The sequence below is a fragment of the Allosphingosinicella sp. genome (assembly GCF_036387615.1).
In the GTDB taxonomy this organism is placed as follows: domain Bacteria; phylum Pseudomonadota; class Alphaproteobacteria; order Sphingomonadales; family Sphingomonadaceae; genus Allosphingosinicella.
The window spans coordinates 1-22,922 of the sequence record NZ_DASVTH010000004.1 but is presented as its reverse complement, the minus strand read 5'-3'; the positions used below and the strand labels follow the sequence as shown (position 1 = coordinate 22,922).

Below are 22,922 nucleotides of genomic sequence, written 5' to 3'. Positions count from 1 at the left end.
GCCCGAATAGGCGCCCGTGGGAGTCGCGTCGCTGATCGAGAAGCTGCCGCCGATGTCCAGGCTGGCCGTGCCGGAGGAGCCCAGCGCGTTGCTAAGGGTGAGATTACCCCCCGGGTTGCGGGCCAGAGTGACCGGCAGCGCTGGCGCTCCGGTCATGGCAAGGTTGAAAGTGGCGGGCATGGTAACGGAGACGGTCTCACCCCCTTCACCTGTGACGGTGTAACGAGCACGGCTCGTGGTTCCCCGAAGAACAACCGCGCTACCCGTGGCGCTGACGGTGTCGGAGCCGATGCCGATGGAGATTAGGCTGGAGCCGCTGGTCGGACGCACAAGCGTGCCGAACGCGAGTGCGTTGTTCTGGCTGATCGTGACCGGCTGGATGATGGTCGTGGTGCCAGTCGTGGTGGCCGCGCTGGACTGACCGAATGCGGGTGAAGCCAGGCCCGTGAGCATCGCCAGCACAGCTGCGGATTTCGTGAAGAGCTTCATCTTGTCGATCCTCGAAAAATGGCTCGGCCACCCCGTGCTGCCGGCTTCCAAGTCGAGGCGAAATACGGCTAACGAGTAAATAAGTAATTAATAACTAGGAATTCAAAGAGTTAGACCGAAGCATGAGCGAAGTTGTGGCTCATAGTGGACCTGTCGGGCTTTCTGAGGAGGCTTCCCGCCAGGGGCGATTCGGATGCGCTCAAGAGACCTGACGTGCCGTCGCAGAGCCGGACACAATGTGCTCAAGCGGGGCCGGCCAGCGGCAACGACTGCGTTTGGAGCACACCTGCCCGACTTGGGCGCCCAAGAACGAGAGGCGGCTCCCGAGCGCTGACCGCCCAACTCTTGGCTCGTCCGGATACCTGCGCGCAGCCGGACACGATCAGCCGGACGCACCGAGGCCGAACTGACTGATCCTAGGCTGAAACGCTGGCCGGGTAAGGAGCTGCGCCCTGCCCAAGAGGCAAGCCGTGCAGGCATCCTCTTCTCCGTACGTTTTCCGTATTCCGGAAAGCAGGAGCAGGTGAGTCATTGAAATGATGGTGGAGCCGAGGGGGATCGAACCCCTGACCTCTGCAATGCCATTGCAGCGCTCTCCCAGCTGAGCTACGGCCCCAAACCCTCTTCCGCCTGGGCCGCGGAAGGGTTGCAAGGGCGGCCTCTATGCGATGCCGCGACCCTTGCCAAGCGGTTTAGATTTCCTCGTCTTCGCCAGCCGCGCCGGGCACGCCGATATCGTCGTCGCCGCCAATGTCGACCTCGTCGTCCGGATTCTCTTCGGCATCCTCGTCGATCTCGATCTCTTCCGCGGCGAGATCCGCATCCGCCTCGACGTCGACCACAGCCTCCTTCTTGGGCGCGTCATACGGCATCGGCTGCTTGGATTTGAGCACGGGCTCAGGCTCCCAATGCACGCCGCAGTTGATGCAGGTGACCGGATCGCTCTTTCCCAGGTCGTAGAAGCGCGTGCCACATTTCGGGCAGCTGCGCTTGGTGCCCCATTCCGCTTTCACCATCGGTGAGAGAGCCTTTCTGCATATCGATAAAAGAAGGGCGGCCGAGCCCTCGCGGACGGCCGCTGATCGGCGGGCGCATTGCCACACGGCTTCGCCGCTGTCAAAAGCCACGCCGCAATGATCGCGGGCCCTCGCCAGCCGATGCGCTTCGCCGCTTGCGGTCCGCTCCGGGGCGTTGCTGCGGTGCCTGGAGACAAGTCTATCTCCCACCGTGCCCTGATCATCGCGTCAGTGGCCGACGGGCGCAGCTCTATCGCAGGTCTGTCCGACGGCGCGGATCTCCTTTCTACTGCGGGAGCGCTGCGCGCGCTCGGCGCCTCGATCGCGCAGAACGGAAAGGAGTGGATAGTCGACGGCGTCGGCCCCGCCGGTCTTCGATCGCCCGAGGGCGTGCTCGACATGGGTAACAGCGGCACGTCGGCGCGGTTGCTCATGGGCCTCGTTGCAAGCCACCCCATCGAGGCTTCCTTCACGGGCGATGCTTCGTTGCGCACGCGCCCGATGGACAGGGTCATCGGGCCCCTGCGCCGCATGGGCGCGCTGGTGAATGCCGAGCCGGGCGACAGGCTGCCGCTCACGCTGCGTGGAGCGGCTCGGCCGCAGCCGGTTCGCCATGAAACGCGCATCGCTTCGGCCCAGGTCAAGTCGGCGCTGCTGCTGGCTGCGCTCAACACGCCCGGCGAAACGGCAGTCGCCGAAGCGGTTCCCACCCGCAACCATACCGAACTGATGCTGCGCCATTTCGGCGCGCCGGTTCGGATCGATCTGCACGGAACAGGTGTGCGCGTCGGGATCACGGGCCCGATCAGCGTCGAGCCACGGCAGGTGCGGATTCTCGGTGACTTCTCGGCCGCGGCTTTCCTCCTCGTCGCGGCATTGATCGTGCCCGGCTCCGAGGTGCGCGTGGAGGCGCTGGTCCTCAATCCGATGCGTACCGGCCTCTTCACATTGCTGCGGCGAATGGGCGCGGATCTTTCGATGGAGGTAAGCGGCGAGATGCAGGGCGAACCGATCGGCGCGGTGACGGCGCGTCATTCGCGTCTGGTCGGCGGTTCGTTCTTCACCGGGCCGTCCGCGCCGATGCTGATTGCAAGCGCAATTGACGAATTCCCGATCTTCTTCATCGCCGCGGCGTTCGCAAGTGGTGGGACCGAAGTGACCGGCCTGTCCGAACTCCGGGTCAAGGAGTCCGACCGCATCAGCGCCATGGCCGCAGGCCTGCGCGCGATTGGCGCAAACGTCGAGGAGCGCGGCGATGGCCTTGCCATTGCCGGCAGCGGCGGGGACGCGCTCGCGGGTGGAGCGACGATCGACCCTGGCCTGGATCATCGTGTCGCGATGGCCTTCGCCGTCGCTGGCCTTCATTGCCGCGAGCCGGTAACGATCGCCGACATGAGCCCCGTCCGGACCAGCTTTCCCGGCTTCGCCCGCGCCTTGGCCGAGATCGGCGCCAATCCGGAGGAGATCGGGTCGTGCTGATCGAACGCCGCTCGGTGCTGGCAATGCTCGGAGCGGCGGCGCTGGCTCCGCCGATCTGGGCGCGCGGCCGGGCTTCCTACCCCGCGCCGGATCGGGAGCTGATGGTGCCCGTGCGGGGCGGCCGCGTCTATGTCCGCGTCAACGGTGATCTCGCCAGCCCGCGTCCGCCGATCATCCTCGCGCATGGCGGCCCCGGCGGCACGCATGGCGGCTTGCTGGATGCGCTCGCCCTGGCCGACGAGCGCGCCGTCATCCTCTACGACCAGCTCGACAGCGGCCGTTCGGACCAGCCGAACGATCCGGCCAACTGGACGGTCAAGCGGTTCACCGACGAACTCGAGCTGATTCGCTCCGCGCTGCGGGTGCCGCGCTGGCATGTCGGCGGGCATAGCTGGGGCGGGACCATCGCGCTCGAATATAGCGCGCGCCGCCCGGCCGCGCTGGCCGGCCTCGTACTCGCCAGCCCCTTGGTCTCGACCCGCAGCTGGCTGGCCGACGCGAATGCGCTGCGCAAGCAGCTCCCGGCCTCGATCCAAGCCACGCTGGCGCGCTGCGAAGCGCGACGGCCGCCTCCGGAGAGGACCTGCGAAACCGCGACGGAGGCCTTCTACGAGCAGTTCAACCGCCGTGAACCGCCGAGCGATGCCCTGATCGCCTATCGCAGCCACTCCGGAGCTGGCTTCAACCCGCGCCTCTATCAAACGATGTGGGGTAAGACGGAGTTCGTCTCGACCGGCACCCTCAGGACTTATGACGGCGAGCCGCTGCTCGCGCGGATCCAGGGCCCGAAGACCCTGTTCATCGTCGGCCAGTATGATGAGGCGCGGCCGGTCACCACCGCGACCTTCGCCGCGCGGCTTGCGGGCGCGGAGTTCGCCGTCGTGCCGGGAGCGGCGCACGGCATCTTCTCCGATCGGCCGGCCGAGACGATCGCCATTCTGCGCGCCTGGCTTGCTCGGCAGGACGCCGCATGACGATCATTGCCGTGGACGGGCCCGCGGCGAGCGGCAAGGGCACGATCGCCCGCGCCCTCGCCCGCCATTATGCCCTGCCGCATCTCGACACGGGGCTTCTTTATCGGGCGGTCGCGCTCAACCTTCTGAGGTGGGGCGGCGATCCGGAAAGCGAATTCGCCGCGCTGCGGGCCTGCGACTTCGCCCAGACCGACTTTGCAGACGCCGAGTTGAAGAGCGAAATGGTCGGAGGCGTCGCGTCGCGCATCTCCGCCTATCCGGCAGTCCGCGCAGCCTTGCTGGAGCGCCAGCGCGACTTCGCCACCCAGCCGGGCGGGGCCGTGCTCGACGGGCGGGACATCGGCACGGTGATCGCGCCGGACGCGGATGCGAAGCTGTTCATCACGGCTACTCCGGAGGTCCGAGCGCGCCGTCGGCTGGAAGAACTCCTCAAGCTCGGCCGCACCAGCCACTATGAGGATGTCCTGATCGACATTCGCGCGCGCGACGAGCGCGATGCCAGCCGCGCCGCCGCGCCGTTGCGCAGGGCCCAGGACGCGCAACTGCTCGATACGAGCGAGCTTTCCGTCGAAGCCGCGGTGGCGCAGGCAGTCGCCGCCGTCGAAAGCCGTCTACACGTGGTTGATCACAGGCCGGCAATCTGAAGGAAACCAGCTTGAGCAGCACAGAAATTCGCGAAGCAGCCATCGCCCTATATGATCGCTACACGCATGAAGGCTTGGATCGCCGCACCTTCATGGCCGGACTGACCCGGATTGCCGGGAGCACGGCAGCCGCGACCGCCCTGCTGGCCGGCATCGCCGCCGACCCTGTCGCCGCCGCCATCGTGCCGGCCGACGACAAGAGGGTCCGGGCACGTGAAGTCGCATGGCCGGTCGCCGATGGCCGCGAAATGCGGGGCTACCAGGCGAGCCCTGCGACGGGGTTGGTCCGTGGGGCGCTGGTGGTGATCCACGAAAATCGCGGTCTCAACGATCACATTCGCGACGTGGCCCGGCGCGCGGCCACGGCCGGCTATGTCGCGCTTGCTCCGGACTTCCTGACCGGCCAGGGCGGTACGCCCGCGGATCAGGATGCCGCGCGCAAACTGATCGGCGGGCTGGACCTTGGCGCGACAGTCCAGGATGCGGTCGCCACCTTGGACTGGCTGCGCAAGGGCACCGGAAGGCGCGTCGGCACAGTCGGCTTCTGCTGGGGCGGGGCGATGGTGAACCGCGTCGCGGTCGCGGCCGGCGGCCGGCTCGATGCGGGCGTTGTCTTCTACGGGCCCGGCCCCTCCCCGGCCGAGGCCGCGAAGGTGAGCGCACCGTTGCTGATCCACCTCGCGGAGAAGGATGAACGGGTGAACGGCACCGCCCTGCCCTGGGTCGCCGCGCTGCGCAGCGCAGGCAAGCAGGTCCGCGCGATCAATCATCACGGCGTCGATCACGCGTTCCACAACGATACGTCGACCGAGCGCTACAACGCCAAGGCTGCGACCCGCGCCTGGTCCGAGACGCTCGCTTTCTTCCGAAAGCACCTGGCATGAATAGGGCCCGGCGTCGCCGCCGGGCCCTTCAATCTTCAAGCCTGCTGCTGCCGCTTAGTCGCGGCTGCCCATGAAGCTCAGCAGGAACTGGAACATGTTGATGAAGTCCAGATAGAGCGTCAGCGCGCCCAGGATCGCCGACTTGCCGAGCATGTCCGAACCCTGGACCTGGAAGTAGATGCTCTTGATCTTCTGCGTGTCATAGGCGGTCAGGCCCGCAAACAGCAACACGCCGATGAAGCTGATCACCAGGCTCATCGTGTCCGAGCGGATGAACACATTCGCGATCATCGCCACAACCAACCCGACCAGGCCCATGATCAGGAACGTGCCGAACGCCGACAGGTCCTTCTTGGTCGTGTAGCCCCACAGGCTGAGCGACACGAATGCAGCGGCGGTCGCAAAGAAGGTCGCGGCGATCGACGTGCCGGTGTAGACCAGCGGGATCACCGACATCGAGACGCCCATGAGGGTCGCGAACACCCAGTAAAATGCCTGCACCCCGCCGGTGGACATCTTGTTCACCCGAGCGGCGAGGAAGAACACCATCAGCAGCGGCGCGAAGATGATCACATAGCGCAAGATGCCGCCGCCGGACCAAAGAGCCTGTGCGGTGCCGGTGTAGAACAGTCCGTACGCGACGATGCCGGTCCACAGCACGCCGGACGCCATGTAGTTGTAAACAGACAGCATATAGGACCGCAGGCCTGCGTCGAAGGCAACGCCTTCGCGCCCGACCCCCGCCGCAGCAGCGGGCCGCGCTGCGGTCGCTCGCGGGTCAAATCCATTTGCCATTTCAAAGGTCTCCTTAGCGGCACCCCTGCCGTTAGACTGCAATATCGTTCTTCTGTGCGCCGCTTTCAAGCGAAACCGGACGAGGCCATCCGGCCAAACCCACGAGAAACCGCCAATCCCGAGCAGGACCGAGAGTCGAGCCTCGCCGGATGACGAGATTGATGCTTCCTGCTAGCGCGCCGCCATGCACCGACTGTTCGTTGCCATCCCTCCTCCGCCAATGCTTCTCGATCAGTTGCTGGACATGATGGAGGGCATTCAGAATGCCCGCTGGCAGAACGAGGAGCAGCTCCACGTCACCCTTCGGTTCATCGGCGAAGTGGATCGGCACGCAGCCGAGGACGTGGCGGTCGCGCTGGGCGCAGTTCGCGCCGCGCCGTTCGAGATCTGCTTGTCCAGCGTCGGCACTTTCCTGAGAGGCGGGAAGGGCACGCTCTGGGCCGGGCTGACGCCACCAGATGCGCTCAAGTCCTTGCACAAGAAGATCGACCAGGCGTGCCTGCGCGCCGGGATCGCCGCCGACACGAGGGCGTACCACCCCCACATCACGCTCGCCCGGATCGGCAGGGAAACCGGGCCGCTCGAGCCTTTCCTCGAGCGCTGGGCCGCTCTGTCCAGCCAGGCTTTCCCGGTCGACAGCATCCGGCTTTATGAAAGCCACCTCAGTTCTGACGGCGCTAGCTACACGACCGTGGCGGGCTATGCGCTTGGCTGACCTTTCAAGTGCCAAGCTCGGCAAGCAGCCGGTCGACCATCCCCGCATAGCTTGCACCGAACAGCCGGAGATGAACCAGCGCCGGAAACAGCTGGTAAGCTGACCGTCGAACCTCCCAGCCCGGTTCGAGGCTGCCATAAGATTCCCAGAAGCTGTCGCCGGGAGTGTCGAACAAGGTCAGCATAGCAAGATCCACCTCGGCATGGCCATGGTAGCAAGCCGGGTCGATCAGCGCGGCCAGCCGACCGCCCGCGACCAGGATGTTTCCGGTCCACAAATCGCCGTGCAGAAGAGCCGCGGGTGGCTTGGCCGGAAGAAGATCGTCCAGCATTGCTGCGACCCGCTCCACCCGCTCCCGCCAGGGCCGATCGAGCACGGACGCAGTTGCGATGAGCCGTCGCTCCGCCCAGAACCGTGGCCAGCTCGGCGTTTCACGGTTGTCCAGCGCGACGCTGCCGAGCGCATAGTCCACCGGCCAGCCGAAGCCTTCACCGAGATGCTCATGGAGTTGCCGAAGCGCCTCGCCGATGCTGGCCCAGGCCTTGGGGCTGAACACCCCGTCATTCTCGACGCGTTCGAGAAGGAGCACATCCTGGTGCTCGCCTTCGACGGGAGCTGTCGGCACGCCGATGCTCGCCAGCAGGCGGAGCATGGCGGCTTCGGTGCTCACTCCGGGGCCGCCTTTAGCGACGGTGCATCGGCCGTCGGGTCTCCGGAACAGCAGCACTTCGGAAAGATCGCCGCCGGCAAGCCTCTCCAGGTGCTCCTTCCCAACGCCGACCAGTTCGGCAACCCGCTGCGCGAAAGCGGTCACTGGCTCGGTGCGGCTCCGTCCCGCTTCGCGAGAAGAGCGCGGGCAAGCCCCCGCGCGCCGGCCGCCACATCCGCCCACGCTGCGTCAAAATGCGTGTCGTGGCCGTAGTACGGATCGGCGACGGCCTGACCCGATCTGCCCTCAACATGGTCGAGCAACAGCGACACGGAGGCGGATCCGTTCGGCGGCCGCATGCGGAGGAGGTCCGCCAAATTCTCGCGATCGAGCGCGACGATATGGTCGAAGCGGCGAAAGTCGTCGGGGCTGACCTGACGTGCTCGGAGCCCGGATATGTCCGCCCCGTTTCGCAGCGCAACCGCGATCGCGCGCGGATCGGGCGGGCGCCCGATATGCCAGTCGCCCGTCCCGGCGCTGTCGACCTCGACTTGAAGCCCTAGCCGCCGCGCCTCGTCTCCAAATGCAGCCTCGGCCAAAGGCGACCGACAGATGTTGCCCAGGCAGACGAACAGCACGGACGGCTCGGCGTGCGACATTGACACCTGCTCGTTTTTGGACCGACATGCGTGGCTAGCCGCCGGTGAGAGCGGGCACAATGGGAGGACCGGGCTTGGCCCATGTTCAGCAAGCGGACGCCAAGCCCTCGATCCGGGTCGGCGCCTATGCCTGGTACGCGCTGTTCGTCTTCGTCCTGGTCTACATCCTGAACTTCATCGATCGCCAGATTCTCTCGATCCTGGTCGGCGACATCAAGCGCGACCTTAACGTCTCCGACGCTCAGATCGGCTTTCTTTACGGGACCGCCTTTGCGGTTTTTTACGCGCTGTTCGGCATCCCGCTGGGGCGGCTTGCGGACAGCTGGTATCGCGGCCGGCTGATGGCGATGGGTCTGGCTTTGTGGTCGTCGATGACGGCCGTGTCAGGCTTTGCCAATAGCTTCGGAATGCTCGCCGCCGCTCGCATCGGCGTCGGCATCGGTGAGGCCAGCGCGTCGCCGGCGGCTTACTCGATGATCTCCGATTATTTTCCCAAGGAACGCCGCGCCACCGCCCTCTCCATCTATTCCAGCGGCCTTTACATTGGCGGCGGCCTCAGCCTTCCGATTGGTGGCTACGTGGTCAGCCGCTGGACCCAGGCCTATCCCGATCCGGCGCTTGCTCCGCTCGGCCTCGCCGGCTGGCAAGCCGCGTTCATCGCCGTCGGCGTTCCCGGCCTGCTGTTGGCTCTCTGGGTGCTCTCCCTCCACGAACCGCAACGCGGCGCGTCCGACGGCCTGCCCCAGCCGATCGTGCGTCCGAACGCCTGGGGTGACTTCGGCCGCGAACTGGCTGCCATCCTCCCGCCGCTGACCTTGCTCACCGCCGCGCGCCTGCCGGGCGAACTTGGCCGCAACCTCGCCGCTTTGGCTATCGTCGCACTTGCCGCCGCAGCCCTGATGTGGCTCACCGGCGACATCCCGCAATGGGCCGCCTACGGCCTCGGCGTCTATGCCGTCTTCTCTTGGATCCAGGCGCTCAAGCATCGCGATCCGCCGACCTATCGGCTGATCTGGGGAACGCCGATCGTCGTTGCCATGGCGATCGCATTCGGCAGCATCTCCTTCGTCACCTACGCGACCAGCTTCTGGATGCCTTATTATGTCGAGCAGACCTTCTACGCGAACGCGCTTGCTCCAGCCGTCTATCTCGACGGCCTGACCGCCAAGGAAGAGGTCGGCGCTATCCTGGGATGGGGCGGCGCCTTTTCAGCCGCGGTCGGCGTCATTCTCGGCGGCTACCTTTCAGATTTATGGCGCCAGCGTGATCCGCGCGGCCGACTGTTCGTCAACATGATCTCGGCAGCCGGCCCGATCCCGCTCGTTGCGTTCATGCTCACCACGACCGACCTTGGCACATTGTACCTGGTTTTTCCGATCGTCCACATGATCGCCTCCGCCTGGGTCGGCGCCGCCGTTGCGACTCTACAGGACGTCGTCTTGCCCCGCATGCGCGGCACCGCCGGCGCGACCTACATTCTTGGCACGACGATGGTGGGTCTCGCGCTTGGTCCCTATTTCGCCGGCAAGATGTCGGTTCTCGCCGCGGACCTCTCGACCGGCATCTTCGCGCTCTATTTCATGCCGCCTCTCACGCTCCTCGCCTTGTGGCAGGTAAGCCGACGCATCGAATGGCTGGAGGCAACCAAGGTCGAGCGCGCTCGCGAAGCCGGGGAAGCGATCTAGGCGCCGGAGCTCGCCTAGCGGAAAACTCCGCACGCGATCCGCGCGCCCGCGTTTCCGGACGGGTCGGTCTGGTAGTCGTCCGCCTGCGCATGGATCACCACTGCGGCGCCGTCGGCATCCAGCAGGGCTCCGGCATCGCCCGACAAGGCCGCCCCGGCGATCACGAATTCCAGGCTGCCTCGCCCATCGGTTCCGACGGAGAGGTTGGGCAGGTCACCCTTGTGCATGCCGGCCGGGTTGTTCTTGCCATGCTGAGCTGCGGTCGGATTCCAATGCGGGCCCGCGCTCGTGAAGTCCGGCGGCGTGCAGGCTCCCGTCGTGTGGACATGGGCTGCGTAGGTCCCCCGCTGCATCCCGGCCGCTTCCAACCGGATCCGGATCCCATTGCCGGACTGGCTTGCTGTTGCCCGGGCGTCGACCTGGCCGGCGCTGTTACGAAGGTCTGCACTTGCCGTTGCCGGGAGTGAAGCGGGCTGGCCCAGCGTCGTTTCGCCTGCTGTGCAACCGGACAACAAGGCGAGCGCGAGCCCCGCCGACGAAATCTTCTGCAGAGCCATTCGACCCTCCTCCTCCAAGGCTGTTCACGCCTGAACGAGTCGGGCTCGAAACGGTTGCCCGGTCACCCGGCGCGTGCTGGCCTGCCGATCCCGAACCAGCGTAAGCCTGCGGCTTCCACATCCTGGGGCGGGTATATGCTTCGCAGGTCTACTAGGATCGGCTGCGCCATGGTGCGTGCAATCCGCTTCAGGTCGAGCGCGCGAAGAACGTCCCACTCGGTGACCAGCACCACGGCGTCGGCGCCTTCGGCCGCGCGGTACGGGTCTGAGAAGAAATCAACATCCGGGAGCAGCGGACGCGCCTGCTCGATCCCTTCCGGATCGTATCCGCGCACCGATGCGCCCGCATCCTGCAGCGCCTGCACGATGCTGATGGACGGCGCATCCCGCATGTCGTCCGTGTTCGGCTTGAACGTGAGGCCGAGCAGCGCGATCGTTTTCCCGCGCGCCTCGCCCCCCAGGGCCTGGATCACCTTGCGCCCCATGGCGCGCTTGCGCAGATCGTTCACCTTCACCACGGACTCAACGATCCGGAGCGGCGCCTGATTGTCCTCCGCCGTTTTCAGGAGCGCGATCGTGTCCTTCGGGAAGCAGGAGCCGCCGTAGCCCGGCCCTGCGTGAAGGAATTTCGGCCCGATCCGGTTATCGAGACCGATCCCGCGCGCGACGTCCTGGACATCGGCGCCAACGGCCTCGCACAGATCGGCGACCTCGTTGATGAAGGTGATCTTGGTCGCGAGGAAGGCGTTCGCCGCATACTTGATCAGTTCCGCGGTGCGCCGGCTCGTGAAGATCAGCGGCGCCTTGTTGAGGTAGAGCGGCCGATAGACCTCCCTCATGATCTCGGCTGCCTCCGGGCTGTCAGTGCCGACCACGATGCGATCCGGCCGCTTGAAGTCGTCGATCGCCGCCCCTTCGCGCAGGAACTCGGGATTGGAGACAACCCAGGCTTTAGCCTCCGGCGCGGTCTCCCGGATGATGCGCTCCACCTCGTCGCCGGTCCCAACCGGCACGGTCGATTTGGTCACCACAACGGCGGGCCCGGTCAGCGCCCGCGCAATCTCCTCCGTGGCGCCCAGGACGTAGCTCAGGTCCGCATGCCCGTCCCCCCGCCGGGAGGGGGTCCCTACGGCGATGAAGATCGCGTCGGCTTCGGCGACACCGGCTGGCAAATCGGTCGTGAAGGCAAGCCGCCCACCCTGCACGTTTCTGGCGACCAGCTGCTCAAGACCCGGTTCGAAGATCGGCATCACGCCGCGTTCGAGCGCCTCGATCTTGGCGCGGTCCTTGTCGACGCAGATGACGTGATGGCCGAAGTCGGAGAAGCAGGCTCCGGATACCAGCCCGACATAGCCGGTCCCGATCATTGCGATACGCATCAAGTCATCCTGTGTGGGTAAGCTCGCCGATTACCGGTGCGGTCTGGCGCTGACAAGAAAAGAGCCGGCCCTTTCGGACCGGCTCTCTCCTTTGTCTTACTCAGTCATAGCACGCCCTGAGCTAGTCGAAGGGTACCACTTTGACCGACAACTTTACATGCCCGAACCCGGACCGAAGTTGATCTCCACGCGCCGGTTCTGCGGCTCGCGGACACCATCGGCGGTTTCGACCAGCGGACGGCTTTCGCCGAACGCCTCGGTGGTCATTGCACCGTCCGCAACACCGCGGCCGGCGAGGTAGGAGCGGACCGCATCGGCGCGGCGCTGCGAGAGCCCCACGTTGTACTGGTCAGAACCCGACTTGTCGGCGTGTCCGGCGAGCACGACCTGAGCCGAACCGGTCTGCTGGTAGGCAGCGGCGGCGTTGTCCAGGATCGCTGCGGCCTGCGGCGTGATGTCCGACCGATCCCAGTCGAAGAACACGATAAACGGGCCCGGAATTGGCGCCTGCACAACCGTCTGGGGCTCAGGCGGAGGCGGAGGCGGCGGAGGTGGCGGCGGAGGTGGCGGAGGAGGCGGAGGAGGCGGCGGCGGAGGCGCGCCGAAGTTGAACACAATGCCGCCCATCAAGCTGTGCGAACGGAAGCGTGAATCGGTCTCCTGGCCGCCGATGTTCGAGCCGGCGCCGCCACCAGCGAGCATGCTGATGTCGTCGACGTTGAAGAAACGGTACTTGACCTGGATGTCGATGTTGTCGGTGACCGCCTGGCGAACGCCGGCGATGACCTGCCATGCGAAGCGGGTATCGCTGTCGTCAAGGAAAGCCGGCTGGTTCGCGAACACGCGTGCATTGTTGAACTCAACCCGCGCGATCCCGACACCGCCGCCGATGAAGCCGCTGATGCCGGAGTCATCGTCGCCGAAGTCCAGCATGCCGTTGACCATGAAGCTCAGCGCGTCGGTATTTCCCGAGGCCTGCGAGGTCGACGGGAACGTTGCACCCTGGCCGGGCAGACGGACCGTGTTCTGAACCTCGTCGAGGTCTGCCTTCTTGTAAGCGACCTCCGCTTCGACACGGAACGACCCAAGGTCGTAGCCGACGAAAACGTCGCCATCGAACCCGTATTCATGATCAATCGTGACGCCATTCTCGGTCGCGCCGATGTTGACCTCGATATCTTCCACGATCATCGGACCTAGGTCGCCACCGACATACCAGGCGCCATCGCGCGCAAGTGCCGGGGTAGCGAGCATGGTGGATGACAGCGCCACTGCAATGGCGAGCTTCCGCATAATCTTCCCCTTTCTTATGCGTCCCAACCGGGACGACCGTGACCTCATTACGGGAACCAGAACTCCTGCGCAAGCGCATCAGGCCCCGCTTATGTTGCCGAAAAGCATCAGTTATCAGAAACTCAACAACCCGGCAGCAAGCGCTCTAACAGCCTCCGTTGCGGCTGGTTTCACGGCAATGTATCGGCCACGTCATTCAAGCAGACCGTGTGACCGCAAGGACACAATCAGCGACGCAATGGCGGTGCGTGCTTCCTGGTCGATTAGCGTACCTCCGGACGGACTCGACACTGCCGGCTGCCGTGACCCGATGACCTGAACTCCGCCGACGTGAACAGCCGAAGCGAGAACTTCCCCGCTCGTCCAATAACTTCCGGTCCAGCGGCGATAAACGGCGGCGGCTTTGTCCCACACGCACATGCCCGGCTGGGGCTTCACGTACCGCCAGCCGCCGCTGGTCCAGACCGCCAGGGAATCGTCCTTGCCGGTCCAGGCGCCAATCGCGTCCGACGCAACCAGCCAGCATTGCCCGGGAGTGGGCGCCGTCGGGGCAACCGCGAGTGGCCCGGCCTCGACGGCTGGATGAAGCGCCGCATCGATGCTTGCCAGCGCCTCGTTGTGGAACAGCTCCTTGCCGGCCTGGCCGGATACAATGAACGGGAGCCCGTATCTTGCGCTTGCTTCGTCCACCGAACCATCTCCCCTAAAGAGCGACCTGACTCGTCGCGTTCCGCGATCGCGCATGCGTCCCGATCTGCGCCACCTCCACCGTGATCGTGCCCGATGCGCCATCGCTCGCTTGCTTGGCCGCAGGATAGAGGTAGCTCGGCTGGTCGACGGTCGCCTGACGTTTGAAGCCGGTTCCCGAAATCGTGACTTCGTAGCGCTCGGTTTCTTCGCCCAGCGGAGCGTCGCTCCCGTCGGCCCAGGCCCAGCCGCTGCGGCTCCGCCGCACCCAGCTGATCGCCATGTCACCGCTTGGGTTCCGGCTGGCCCGCAAATGCGCAGGAGTGGGCGGGCGAAGCGCTTCGCCTGAAATCGGGCGTGCAACCTTCACCCCGTCCGGCCCGTCCTCGAGCCCCGCGGCAACCACTTGCACCTCTCCACCGACCGAGCCTGCAGGCGCATCCAGGGCGAACAGGTTCGCCCGGTCGAGCAGCACGAAATCCTCCCCGGCTTGATGAGTGCCGATGGCCCATTCCGTCCCGAAACGTCCGCGCAAGAGCTTGGACAGCCTGAACCGCCCAGCGCCAAGCGCCTCCGCCGTTCCGAACTGGACAAGCTCCTCTCCGACCAATGCGAGACTCGCGCCGGCCGCGAGCGCGGTGTCGGTCCGCGCCTCGAGCGACATGCCGTCGCTCAGCAGCGCGACCGTCAAGGAACTCTCCCGGTCCAGCAATGCCGCCCCGCTGGCCGGAAGGACAGTTTCAACCGTTCCCATCACTGCCGATCCAGCCGTCTGCCCAAGCTCCTGCCAGCTTGCGCCGCGATCGAAGCTCACCATGAGCGCCGCCCGGCGCCAGCCCGCCTCTACCCCCGAAGCAGCGATCAACAGCTGCGGTCGCACCGCCAGTTGCTCGCCCATCGCGGGAAGTTCGACCACGCGAAGCGTCGTCTGCCCGTGGCGCAGGTCCGCCTCGCCCGTCGCCCGGCCTGCGCTCGCGTCCGCTTGCGCCGGCGCTCCGCCGGGCGTTCGGACCAACTGCAGCCGAACGACCATCTTCTCGAGCAGCCAGCGATCGATCCGCCACAGCCCGGCCTGACCGCCGATCCGCACCAGCGTGCCGGGGCGCAGCCCGGCTCGCCGCCAGGACCGGAAGAGCGTGACGCTCGCCCGGCCCACCCACAATGCCGCCAGCCGCCCTTCAGCCAGGCCTTTGGCGGCGCCGGCGCTGAGCACGACCGGCAGGGCGCGCTCTTCCGCGATCAACGCTGCCCCGCTGCGGAACGCGCGTTGCAGCCCGGTCTGATGATCGCGGGCCGGATCGTGATAAGCCAGGCTCACGCTATTTGCGATCGTGGCGGCCGCGCGGCGAACATGCTCGTCAGGCCCGCCCGCTCCTGACGCCCTGGTCGCGCCTCGCCCGGCTTCGATCATCACGGGAGACCCGGCGGGTGCCGTCAACAGCAGCCGGTCGCCATGCTCGATCAACGAGAGCGGTACGAAACCCGCAAGCTCCTCTATCGCCCCGCGTACGCTATCGCCGCCCGCCGCATAGCCGAGCAGCTCGGGGGTGTTCCCCCCTAGCACCTTCCCGCCGCTCAGAACCTCCGCCACCCTCGCGATGGAGACCGACCCCTCGTCCGCCTCGACCTCGAAGCTCAACGACGGGATCCGGTTGCCATAGTCGGCGAGTTGCAGATCCTCGAACACCGCGTAAGCAAGACCACGATAGGCAGGTGTTTCCGCCTCCGCGGATGCGATCAGCGGATCGACCGCCTGATTGTCGCCGCCAAGGTGCAATCTGAACCTTGTGACCGCCTTGAAATCGCCCGCCGCTCCCCGCAGCAGCTTGCCGTCCGCCCAGATGCGCCGGACGCGACGGATCGGGCGGCCGGAGAGAGCGACCGCGAAAGACGCGGAGTAGCTGTAGTTGACCGTCTTGGGCCGGCCCTTGCCGCCTCCGGACGTCGATCGCCGCTCCTGAAGATCGGTCGACCAGATCACCGTGCCGGCGACGCGCATGGTGCCGAACAGCTTCGGGATCGCCGCACCATAAGAGGAGCCCTGCACGGCAAGGCTTCCCAGCCGCGGACCCTGGCGGGCCTTGGGCGCAAACAGCTTGCTGTCGACAGAAGAGCCGATCGCCGCGCCCACCGCGGCACCGATCGGACCTCCCAGCGCGCTCCCGACAGCCGTGAGAACGATGGTCGCCATCAGCAGAGCCCCTCGAAATCACCAGGAACCCGCCAGCTCCCCAGCACCGGCCATTCGGGCGCGCCGGGGCGTTCAACAACGCGCCTCAGCCCCGCGTCGGCATGCACAAGCCCAGCCTCGGTCACGATTCCGAGATGAAGCTGCTCCGGTCCGGCGCGCATCACCAGCACGTCGCCCGCGCGACAGCCGTCCACCCGAACCAGCCCGGCCGCCTCCAGCTCCTGGCTCAGCCGGCCGAGGTTGCCGCCCCGCAATGCGTAGTCGCTTCTGGCCCGCTCCACTCCGAGTGCGCCCGCGACCAGTCCGACGCAGTCCAGCCCCGTGGCCGGCGATCGGCCCTGCGCGCGAAAGCGCACGCCGACCAGGCTCCGCGCCCGCGCGGCGATCTCATCTCCGGTCATCTTGGGCCTCAGCCGGCTGCGTATCGCGTCAGCAAGTCGATCCCGGGCAGGTGCGGCTCGCCCCGGAAGTTGAGCGCGTTCGCAAAGCGCCCCGTGCACGTGGCGAAGGCTCTGTCACAGCCCTCCGCCATCTCCACCAGATCACCAATGCGCGCCTGCTGGGGCGGCGGTTCACGCAGCGTCAGCCGTGCTCCGGCCGAGGTCAGCACCGGGCTCTCCAGTCCGCTATTGTTGCCTGTAATCCAGCGCAGCCGCCCATAAGCATAGGCGCGGTCTGCACCCGCCTCGCTAAGCTCGAACGTCTCTTCGCCCACGATGGCAGCGATGCGCGCGATCCGAACTCTTCCGGCCATGTCGACACGGCACCGCGCGTCGCCCAGTTCGGCGCGGCATTCGGGCGAGGTTTGCTCCACCACCGGCCGGTCCAGCGCCGCGGTCATTCCCTTCAGCTCCGCCGTGAAACCCTGCCCTGTCAGGCTGATGTCGCCAAGCTCGCCACGGGCAAGCGGCAATTCCTCCGCGCCAGGCTCCTCCCAGTCCACCATGAACAGGAACACGGCCGCCCCATCCCATCGCCCGGCGGCGAGGTCGGCTTCGGTGATCGCGTCACTGGTGAGCGCACCGGATACGTCCAGCGCGCTCGCCTCGAACCCGTCCGACAGCGACACCGCAGATGGCAGCATGCCCGGGCTCGCCCGGTAGACCAGCCCATCGATCAGCAGGTCGCGATCGTGGCTGGTGCAGCCAAGGGCCACCCCGTCGCGCCGCTCCACCCGCCAGCAAAAGGCGATGCTGGTCAGCTCCGGCTCGATGAATGCGACCACCTCAGGCTTCCCTGATCTCGATCAGCGGAACGCTTCCCGCCTCGCCCGCCGCGAATGTCGCCCGGCTGAGGCTCAGCCGATCTTCCGCGAACCGCACCGGCACATGGAAATGGAAGCTCGCCCGCACCTGCACGCCCACCGCAGGCGCGACCTCGAACAGCACCGCTCCTTTGTCGCCGATCGTCCAGCCGCTCACCCGCTCCGCCCCGCCGACGAACAACCTCACGCTGCCCGTCACCGGTCGCGTGATCCGGCGGACTTGCGATCCATAGCGTTTGACGAGCTCGAACTCCGTCCTGACGCCGTCGCCGCTCCCGAGCAGCTGCTGCGCCGCCTCATTGTCGAACGGATCCTCGAACCGGAACCCGACCGCCGCGCCCCTGCGCGCCCGGAAGAAATCCAGCAGCAGCGTCATCTCGGCCTCGCCGCGCACGCCTGGGCCCGCGTCGAAGCGAAGCCGCGCGTCCGCCCAGTTGCTGTTGCGCTGCTCCGCCCCGCTTCCCGTCGTCACGACATCCGTCGAGAAGGCCGGCTCGACGCTCGCCTCGCGCCCCAGCGAAATCGGGAACAGCACGTCCTCGAATGCCTCCACCTCCTCGTCTCCTCCCCACCAGGTGAACCCGTCGCGCATCACCTGCGGCAGCGCCCACACGAACACCGAGCCGGTCCCGCGCCCAAAAGCCGCTTGCGCGGCCGCGGCGATCGCCTGCCATTGATCCCGATCCTCAGGGCGCAGCACGAACCCGGCGAAATAATGCTGCTCGGCAATCGGGTTGCCGAGCCGCTCCGCCATCGCCGCGACCGCGCCCGCAGTCGCGCCGCCGCGCCCGCTAGTCACCCAGTCATAATCTTCGAGCTGCAGCACATCGAAGGTGGGCGCCGCCCAGCCCACCGGCACATTGGCCCGCTTGACCTCCGCTCCGTCCAGAACCGTCGGCAGAAAGACGAGCAGCAACGTCTCGGCGCCCGGCGCCTCGGCCTTCACCGCGCCGCACAGCGCCGCCGTCGAGCTCGCCAGCAGCGCTCCCGCCGCGTCCAGCGTCGCCTTTTGCGCATCGCTCAACGCACCCCGCACATCGCCGATGCTCACCGGAGCGAACGCCGCCTTTGCAGCATCATCGTACAGGCAAATGCGGCCATCCCCCTTCACCCACCACCAGGGCTCGCCAACCTGGAACCGCACCGCCAGCCCCGCATCCCGCGCGATCGCCACGAACTGGCGCGCTACGGCCTGAAGATAGCCCATCGCCTCCGCATCGGCCGGCGAGAGCAAGGCCGAAGACGGAACCCAGCCGGTCAGCGCCGGTGTGCCATCCTCCGCCCTCTGCTTCCATGCCTCCGGGCAATGCGCGTCCAGCAACTCGTAACTCAGCGACAGGATCAGCCCCAGCCCATACACTTTCGCACGCGCCGCGAAGTCCCGATGCCAGGCCGCGCAAGGCCCGTTCAGCGCGCCGCCATCCAGCGTCGCCTTCCCTTCCGCCCCGAGTCGGAAGTAGTGGCTCATCCCGACATAATGATTGATCGCGCCGCGATAGCCGAGCCACACGATGTTGCGCAGCACCCGCTCCGGCGTCAGGTGATACAGGTCGTCATATCCCGTCGCCATCTGCAGCCGATGCTCAGGGATCATCCCGTCCCCGATCGCCAGCACCGATCCCGCCCCGTCGCAGGATATCTCGCTCAGCTCCGCCCAGCCCTCCGCCGGCACGGCCAACGCCGCATCCATCCCGTCGAAGTCGGGCGCCACCAGCGAGATGAACATCCGGTCCACATCGCCCGCCCACACCGGATCGGCCTCGCCCGGCAGCAGGAACCCGCCGTCTATCGCCGCAAAGTCGAGCTCGACCCGCGCATCCTCCGGCGTCCCCTCCGCATAGTTCCATAACCGCACATACCAGGCCTGCGGCGCCCCCGACGCGCCCCGACCTTCGATCGTCAGCGTCGGCCCATGCAGCGCATCGAGCGGCTTCACGCCGCCCGACCGCCAGCGAAACCGCAACCGACACTCGCGAAAGTCCCGGCTGGTCCCGTATCTCAGCAGCGGATGATCATGCCGGTCCTCCGCGTCCCAGATCAGCCCGGCGAGGTCGCTCCGGCGGTAGAAGACAGCATCCACCCGCATCGCATGCGGCCCGGTGGTCGTCACGGAAGCCATCGTCCGCCGCGGAAAGTTCACCGACCAGTAGCGGGGATCGAACCGCTTCAAATGCCCGAACACCTTCGCCGCTCCAGGCGGCGCAAGCCAATATGGCATAGATCCTCCTAAGCCCCTCTCCCTTGACGGGAGAGGGTTGCGCAGCCTTGGCGAGCCTTTTCGGCGAGCTTAGGCGAAGCTGGGAGAGGGTGAGCGCGCCACGGGCGCGCACTTTAGTCCACCCTCAGTAGAGCCGCCTTCACCGCCCGAGCCACCTGCCGACTCGATTGCGCTAGGGCCTGCGGCTCACCGCCGGGCGTATTCACCATGATGCTCACCCGCACCTCTCGCCCGCCGCCCCCCGCACCCGTCGCCTCGACCCGCCCGCTCGCCGTCGGCACGAACAGCTCCGGGCCACGCTCGCCGATCATGTAAGCCCGCCCCGGCGCCACCGGTCCGCCGGTCGCCCGCCCGGGCGCCCCCATGAACGCTCCTACGAAAGCCGAAGCGATCCCGGCCAGCCCGCCCGCCCCGGCCCCGCCGGTCGCCGCTCCGATGCCCGTCCGGATCGCCGCCGCCGCGATCTCCGCCATCGCCGACAGCGCCACCCGCTTGAGGTCCTCAAACCCGAACGATCCCGTCCGCACCGCCTTCAGCAACGCGCCTTCGATCGCCCGCCCCGCCCGCTCCGCGCCGGCCGCGAAGGGCCCGTCCAGCAAGCCCCGCATTTCGGCGACATCGCGCGCAAAGCCGGCCGTGTCCGCCCGCACCGACACGAGCAGCCGCTCAACCTCTTCTTCCACGCCACCCCCTTCAGTCCGGGAACATCTCGCTCAGCCGCCGGAGTTCATCACCCGAAACGCCGTCAGGCTCGCTGCTCATTGCGCCCAGCACGCCCGCCAGCTCCGCCGGCGTCGCCGCCCAGAACTCCCCCGGCCGCCACCCGAGCAACAGCCCGCTCAAACCAGCCAATCGAGACGCAGCGTCCCTGAAAAGCCTCTCTCCCCTTGCGGGAGAGAGGTTGGAGAGAGGGGGTCGGAGCGGCCAGCTCGATGCTGGCTGATCCGAACAATCAGCACTCACCGCCCCTGCAGGACCTGGCTCAGCAGCACCCGCAACACAGGCGTCACCCCCGCCGGCCCCTTCTCCACGATCGCCGCTCCGATCCGCTCGCGCGGCACCGCGCCGTCGCGCTGGCAATGCCAGAACAAGGCCGCGATCTCGGCGACCCTGAGCCCGCCCGCCGCCGCCCGCTCCACGAGCGCGAACAGCGGCCCAAGCTCCTCCTCCGCCGCCACCAGCGCCTCGAAGCTCGGCCGCAGCACCACGCTCGCCCCGTCCACCAGCAATGAAGCCTCACCGCGCGCCGGGTTGGCTCGCCCCTGAGCCGAAGTACCACTTTGGCTCATAAGCTCGTCACCTGCCCCGAGCTCTCGAGGCTCAGCGCATAATTGCGCTCGCCATTATAATCGCCCGAATAATCCAGCCGCGTAACCAGGAAGCGCCCCCGCATCCGCTCGCCGCTCTCGAAGCTCAGCTCATAATCGTCGATCGCGCCCGCCAGCGCGTTGGTCTTGATCCGCGCCTCCGCGGACGATCCCGTGAAGATCCCGCTCGCCGCCACCGACACGGACCTGATCCCCGCGCCCGACAAGAGTTCGCGCCACCCGCCCGAATCCTTGCTGGTCACGTTCACCGCCTCGCCGTTCACCGACAGCTGCGTGGTCCGCATCCCCGCCACCGTCGCATAGACGAGCGGGCTTGCCCCGTTCCCGATCTTGAGCAGGAACGCGCTCCCCTTCTCCGCCGCCATTGCTCATCTCCTCGTTCAGCGCCGCAGCATGCGCGCGCGGTATTCGATCACGGCAGTCCAGCCGGTCCCGTCCGGCACGATCCGACTGCGCAGCAGCCCCAGGCTGACGATGATCCAATCGGGCAGCTCCCGCCCGAGCCCCTCCAGCCCAGCGGCCGCCTCGCTCGCCAGCTCCCGCAGACGAGCCGCGCGCTCACCCCCATCCCGCAGGACGAAGGCGAACCGCACCTCGCGACCAGCGCCGCTCTTGTGCCCCCAGTCGGTCTCCACTCCCCCGTCCACGACAGCATGGGGGAATGCCGCGCGCCTTGGGGCTCCCTCATAGACGGCCCCGATCCCCGGCACCGCCTTCAGCATCGTTGCCGCTGCCGCCTGCAGCGCCTCGCCCGCTCCCATCCGCCTCATCCCCATCACCTGATCCTCGCCAGGAGCCATCGCAGCCCGGGCTCCAGCGCGAACCGCGCGCCTATGCCTCTGCCCGACAGGCGCAGTCCGTCCCCCGTCACCTCGACCTGAACGCCGCGCGGCAGCTCGTCCTTGACCCGCTCGGCCAGGGCCGCGCTGAGCGCCCCTGCCCGTTTCCTGCCCGCCCGCTCCGCGCGGTCGGCTAAGCGCTCGAACATGATTACCCCCTCGTTTGCGTCAGCTGAGCCGAAGCTTGCGCCAGGGGCGCCAGAGCGCGGTCACCGCGGCGGGCGGACCCGCCTCGTCCGGGCGATCCCGCTGCGCGTAGAGGTGCGCGGCTAGCCTGACGATCCCGTGCCGCAGCGCTTCGGGCAGCTCCGCCCAGCTCGAAGCGAGCCCGGCCTCATAACGCACGCGTACCCGGCCGGATCGAATTGCGCCGGTCAACCGCACCCAGCCCTCGCCCGCGGCGTCGATGTCGATCAGGTAGCCGCCGGCTTCCAGCGGGGTCGCAACACCGTCCGGCCCAAGCAGATCGACGCCCACTATCGCCTGCACCGGACACGCCTCCAGCCGCGTCCAGGCCGATGACGCGCCCAGCACTTCCGTGAAGTCGCGCCGCAGCAGCGCCCGGCCGGTGAACTGCTCGCACAAGGCCGCCGCGCTGCCGAGCAAGCCGCCGGCAAGCGCGTCCTCGTCGCCATTTTCAATCCTGAGGCTGGTCTTCACCTCGTCGACCGCGTCCGGCCCGATCCCGATCGGCTGCGCGCTCAACACGCGTCACCTCCCGCGGCCCAAGCCGCGCGCTCCTGCCCATCCATTCATATTCTCCTTGGTGCCAGTGGCTCAGAAGGCCCGGCAGCGCATCTCGCTTCCGGCCTTGACGAAGGCGGTGTTCGCGCTGGCTGACTCCGAAGCCATCTGCAGGGCGATCGCGCCCGGCGCAGCGCCCGAGCGGCCCCGGACGACGATCCGGGCCAGCCAGGGCGTGTTTGCAACGGGCAGGTAGTCGCCGGCCATCTGGAGCGTCGCCGCGGCGGCCAGGAAGGTTCCCGCCGACTGCTTGAAGGCCGTACCGCTTATGCTCGGATGCACGATCTCCATCGCTCCGTAGGCCTGACCCGCGCCGATGCTCACCCCTGGCCGGGGCAGGATCGAGGCGGTGCTGGTCCAGAGCAGCAGCTCGCCTTCAACCACGAAGCTGCTCGAGGGCGGCGGCGTCCAGCTGAACGACACCGTTCCGTCG

27 protein-coding genes and 1 tRNA gene are annotated in these 22,922 nt (G+C 67.2%); 6 read left to right on the top strand and 22 right to left on the bottom strand.

The window, feature by feature from the left end; all coding sequences use genetic code 11:
- The 3 genes from VF631_RS00520 to VF631_RS00510 all read right to left on the bottom strand — a co-directional run.
- Positions 1-489 (bottom strand): DUF4402 domain-containing protein (locus VF631_RS00520; RefSeq protein ID WP_431848305.1); only part of this gene is annotated, 489 nt, incomplete at its 3' end.
- Between the two features lie 540 nt (positions 490-1,029).
- Positions 1,030-1,105 (bottom strand) — tRNA-Ala (locus tag VF631_RS00515).
- 76 nt (positions 1,106-1,181) lie between these two features.
- A complete protein-coding gene (locus VF631_RS00510; protein WP_431848304.1) occupies positions 1,182-1,505 on the bottom strand; it encodes a TIGR02300 family protein in 324 nt (107 codons plus the stop codon).
- Between the two features lie 117 nt (positions 1,506-1,622).
- On the opposite strand from VF631_RS00510, the gene aroA reads away from it, so the two are divergent.
- The 4 genes from aroA to VF631_RS00490 are packed head-to-tail and all read left to right on the top strand — an operon-like array spanning position 1,623 to position 5,486.
- On the top strand, positions 1,623-2,984 hold the full coding sequence (gene aroA, locus VF631_RS00505; RefSeq protein WP_431848303.1) for a 3-phosphoshikimate 1-carboxyvinyltransferase: 1,362 nt from the start codon (positions 1,623-1,625) through the stop codon (positions 2,982-2,984).
- On the top strand, positions 2,978-3,958 hold the full coding sequence (locus tag VF631_RS00500) for a proline iminopeptidase-family hydrolase (RefSeq protein ID WP_431848302.1): 981 nt from the start codon (positions 2,978-2,980) through the stop codon (positions 3,956-3,958). Before aroA ends, VF631_RS00500 begins: the two co-directional genes overlap by 7 nt.
- On the top strand, positions 3,955-4,602 hold the full coding sequence (gene cmk, locus VF631_RS00495; RefSeq protein WP_431848301.1) for a (d)CMP kinase: 648 nt from the start codon (positions 3,955-3,957) through the stop codon (positions 4,600-4,602). The genes VF631_RS00500 and cmk overlap by 4 nt, the downstream gene beginning before the upstream one ends.
- Positions 4,603-4,613: 11 nt before the next feature.
- Positions 4,614-5,486: a dienelactone hydrolase family protein gene (locus tag VF631_RS00490; protein ID WP_431848300.1), complete on the top strand. Its 873-nt coding sequence runs from the start codon at positions 4,614-4,616 to the stop codon at positions 5,484-5,486.
- A gap of 54 nt (positions 5,487-5,540) precedes the next feature.
- On the opposite strand, the gene VF631_RS00485 is transcribed toward VF631_RS00490, so the two are convergent.
- Positions 5,541-6,281 carry a Bax inhibitor-1/YccA family protein gene (locus VF631_RS00485; RefSeq protein WP_431848299.1) on the bottom strand — a complete coding sequence of 247 codons (741 nt, stop codon included), beginning with the start codon at positions 6,279-6,281 and terminating at the stop codon, positions 5,541-5,543.
- Positions 6,282-6,465: 184 nt separating this feature from the next.
- On the opposite strand from VF631_RS00485, the gene thpR reads away from it, so the two are divergent.
- Positions 6,466-6,996 carry an RNA 2',3'-cyclic phosphodiesterase gene (gene thpR / locus VF631_RS00480; protein WP_431848298.1) on the top strand — a complete coding sequence of 177 codons (531 nt, stop codon included), beginning with the start codon at positions 6,466-6,468 and terminating at the stop codon, positions 6,994-6,996.
- Between the two features lie 4 nt (positions 6,997-7,000).
- Here the strand turns inward: thpR and VF631_RS00475 are convergent, their stop codons facing one another.
- On the bottom strand, positions 7,001-7,810 hold the full coding sequence (locus VF631_RS00475) for a fructosamine kinase family protein (protein WP_431848297.1): 810 nt from the start codon (positions 7,808-7,810) through the stop codon (positions 7,001-7,003).
- Positions 7,807-8,304, bottom strand: coding sequence for a low molecular weight protein-tyrosine-phosphatase (locus VF631_RS00470; RefSeq protein ID WP_431848296.1), 498 nt, complete (start codon positions 8,302-8,304; stop codon positions 7,807-7,809). The genes VF631_RS00475 and VF631_RS00470 overlap by 4 nt, the downstream gene beginning before the upstream one ends.
- A 74-nt stretch (positions 8,305-8,378) precedes the next feature.
- Here VF631_RS00470 and VF631_RS00465 point away from each other — a divergent pair, with 74 nt between their 5' ends.
- The gene (locus VF631_RS00465; RefSeq protein WP_431848295.1) at positions 8,379-9,989 is read left to right on the top strand and encodes a spinster family MFS transporter; all 1,611 of its coding nucleotides are present in this window, start codon (positions 8,379-8,381) and stop codon (positions 9,987-9,989) included.
- Positions 9,990-10,003: 14 nt separating this feature from the next.
- On the opposite strand, the gene VF631_RS00460 is transcribed toward VF631_RS00465, so the two are convergent.
- The 16 genes from VF631_RS00460 to VF631_RS00385 all read right to left on the bottom strand — a co-directional run.
- Positions 10,004-10,546, bottom strand: coding sequence for a superoxide dismutase family protein (locus VF631_RS00460; protein WP_431848294.1), 543 nt, complete (start codon positions 10,544-10,546; stop codon positions 10,004-10,006).
- Between the two features lie 62 nt (positions 10,547-10,608).
- Positions 10,609-11,925, bottom strand: coding sequence for a UDP-glucose dehydrogenase family protein (locus tag VF631_RS00455; RefSeq protein WP_431848293.1), 1,317 nt, complete (start codon positions 11,923-11,925; stop codon positions 10,609-10,611).
- 153 nt (positions 11,926-12,078) lie between these two features.
- Entirely contained in the window at positions 12,079-13,218 is a 1,140-nt protein-coding gene (locus VF631_RS00450) for an OmpA family protein (RefSeq protein ID WP_431848292.1), read from the bottom strand.
- Positions 13,219-13,410: 192 nt separating this feature from the next.
- On the bottom strand, positions 13,411-13,908 hold the full coding sequence (locus VF631_RS00445; RefSeq protein ID WP_431848291.1) for a DUF2793 domain-containing protein: 498 nt from the start codon (positions 13,906-13,908) through the stop codon (positions 13,411-13,413).
- A gap of 13 nt (positions 13,909-13,921) precedes the next feature.
- Entirely contained in the window at positions 13,922-16,096 is a 2,175-nt protein-coding gene (locus VF631_RS00440; protein ID WP_431848290.1) for a phage tail protein, read from the bottom strand.
- Complete coding sequence (locus tag VF631_RS00435) at positions 16,096-16,497, bottom strand: peptidoglycan endopeptidase (protein ID WP_431848289.1); 402 nt, start codon at positions 16,495-16,497, stop codon at positions 16,096-16,098. Before VF631_RS00435 ends, VF631_RS00440 begins: the two co-directional genes overlap by 1 nt.
- Before the next feature lie 8 nt (positions 16,498-16,505).
- Entirely contained in the window at positions 16,506-17,321 is an 816-nt protein-coding gene (locus VF631_RS00430; protein WP_431848288.1) for a DUF2163 domain-containing protein, read from the bottom strand.
- Position 17,322: 1 nt separating this feature from the next.
- A complete protein-coding gene (locus VF631_RS00425; RefSeq protein WP_431848287.1) occupies positions 17,323-19,578 on the bottom strand; it encodes a DUF2460 domain-containing protein in 2,256 nt (751 codons plus the stop codon).
- Positions 19,579-19,691: 113 nt separating this feature from the next.
- Positions 19,692-20,261, bottom strand: a complete 570-nt coding sequence (locus tag VF631_RS00420; RefSeq protein ID WP_431848286.1) for a tail tape measure protein — start codon at positions 20,259-20,261, stop codon at positions 19,692-19,694.
- A gap of 10 nt (positions 20,262-20,271) precedes the next feature.
- The gene (locus tag VF631_RS00415; RefSeq protein WP_431848285.1) at positions 20,272-20,421 is read right to left on the bottom strand and encodes a phage tail assembly chaperone; all 150 of its coding nucleotides are present in this window, start codon (positions 20,419-20,421) and stop codon (positions 20,272-20,274) included.
- A gap of 116 nt (positions 20,422-20,537) precedes the next feature.
- Positions 20,538-20,867, bottom strand: coding sequence for a gene transfer agent family protein (locus VF631_RS00410; protein ID WP_431848284.1), 330 nt, complete (start codon positions 20,865-20,867; stop codon positions 20,538-20,540).
- Positions 20,864-21,271, bottom strand: coding sequence for a phage tail tube protein (locus VF631_RS00405; protein WP_431848283.1), 408 nt, complete (start codon positions 21,269-21,271; stop codon positions 20,864-20,866). Before VF631_RS00405 ends, VF631_RS00410 begins: the two co-directional genes overlap by 4 nt.
- A gap of 15 nt (positions 21,272-21,286) precedes the next feature.
- The gene (gene gp17 / locus VF631_RS00400; RefSeq protein WP_431848282.1) at positions 21,287-21,676 is read right to left on the bottom strand and encodes a tail completion protein gp17; all 390 of its coding nucleotides are present in this window, start codon (positions 21,674-21,676) and stop codon (positions 21,287-21,289) included.
- Positions 21,677-21,681: 5 nt separating this feature from the next.
- Positions 21,682-21,894, bottom strand: coding sequence for a hypothetical protein (locus VF631_RS00395; protein WP_431848281.1), 213 nt, complete (start codon positions 21,892-21,894; stop codon positions 21,682-21,684).
- 19 nt (positions 21,895-21,913) lie between these two features.
- Positions 21,914-22,450, bottom strand: coding sequence for a head-tail connector protein (locus tag VF631_RS00390; protein WP_431848280.1), 537 nt, complete (start codon positions 22,448-22,450; stop codon positions 21,914-21,916).
- A gap of 72 nt (positions 22,451-22,522) precedes the next feature.
- Positions 22,523-22,922 (bottom strand): hypothetical protein (locus VF631_RS00385; RefSeq protein ID WP_431848279.1); only part of this gene is annotated, 400 nt, incomplete at its 5' end.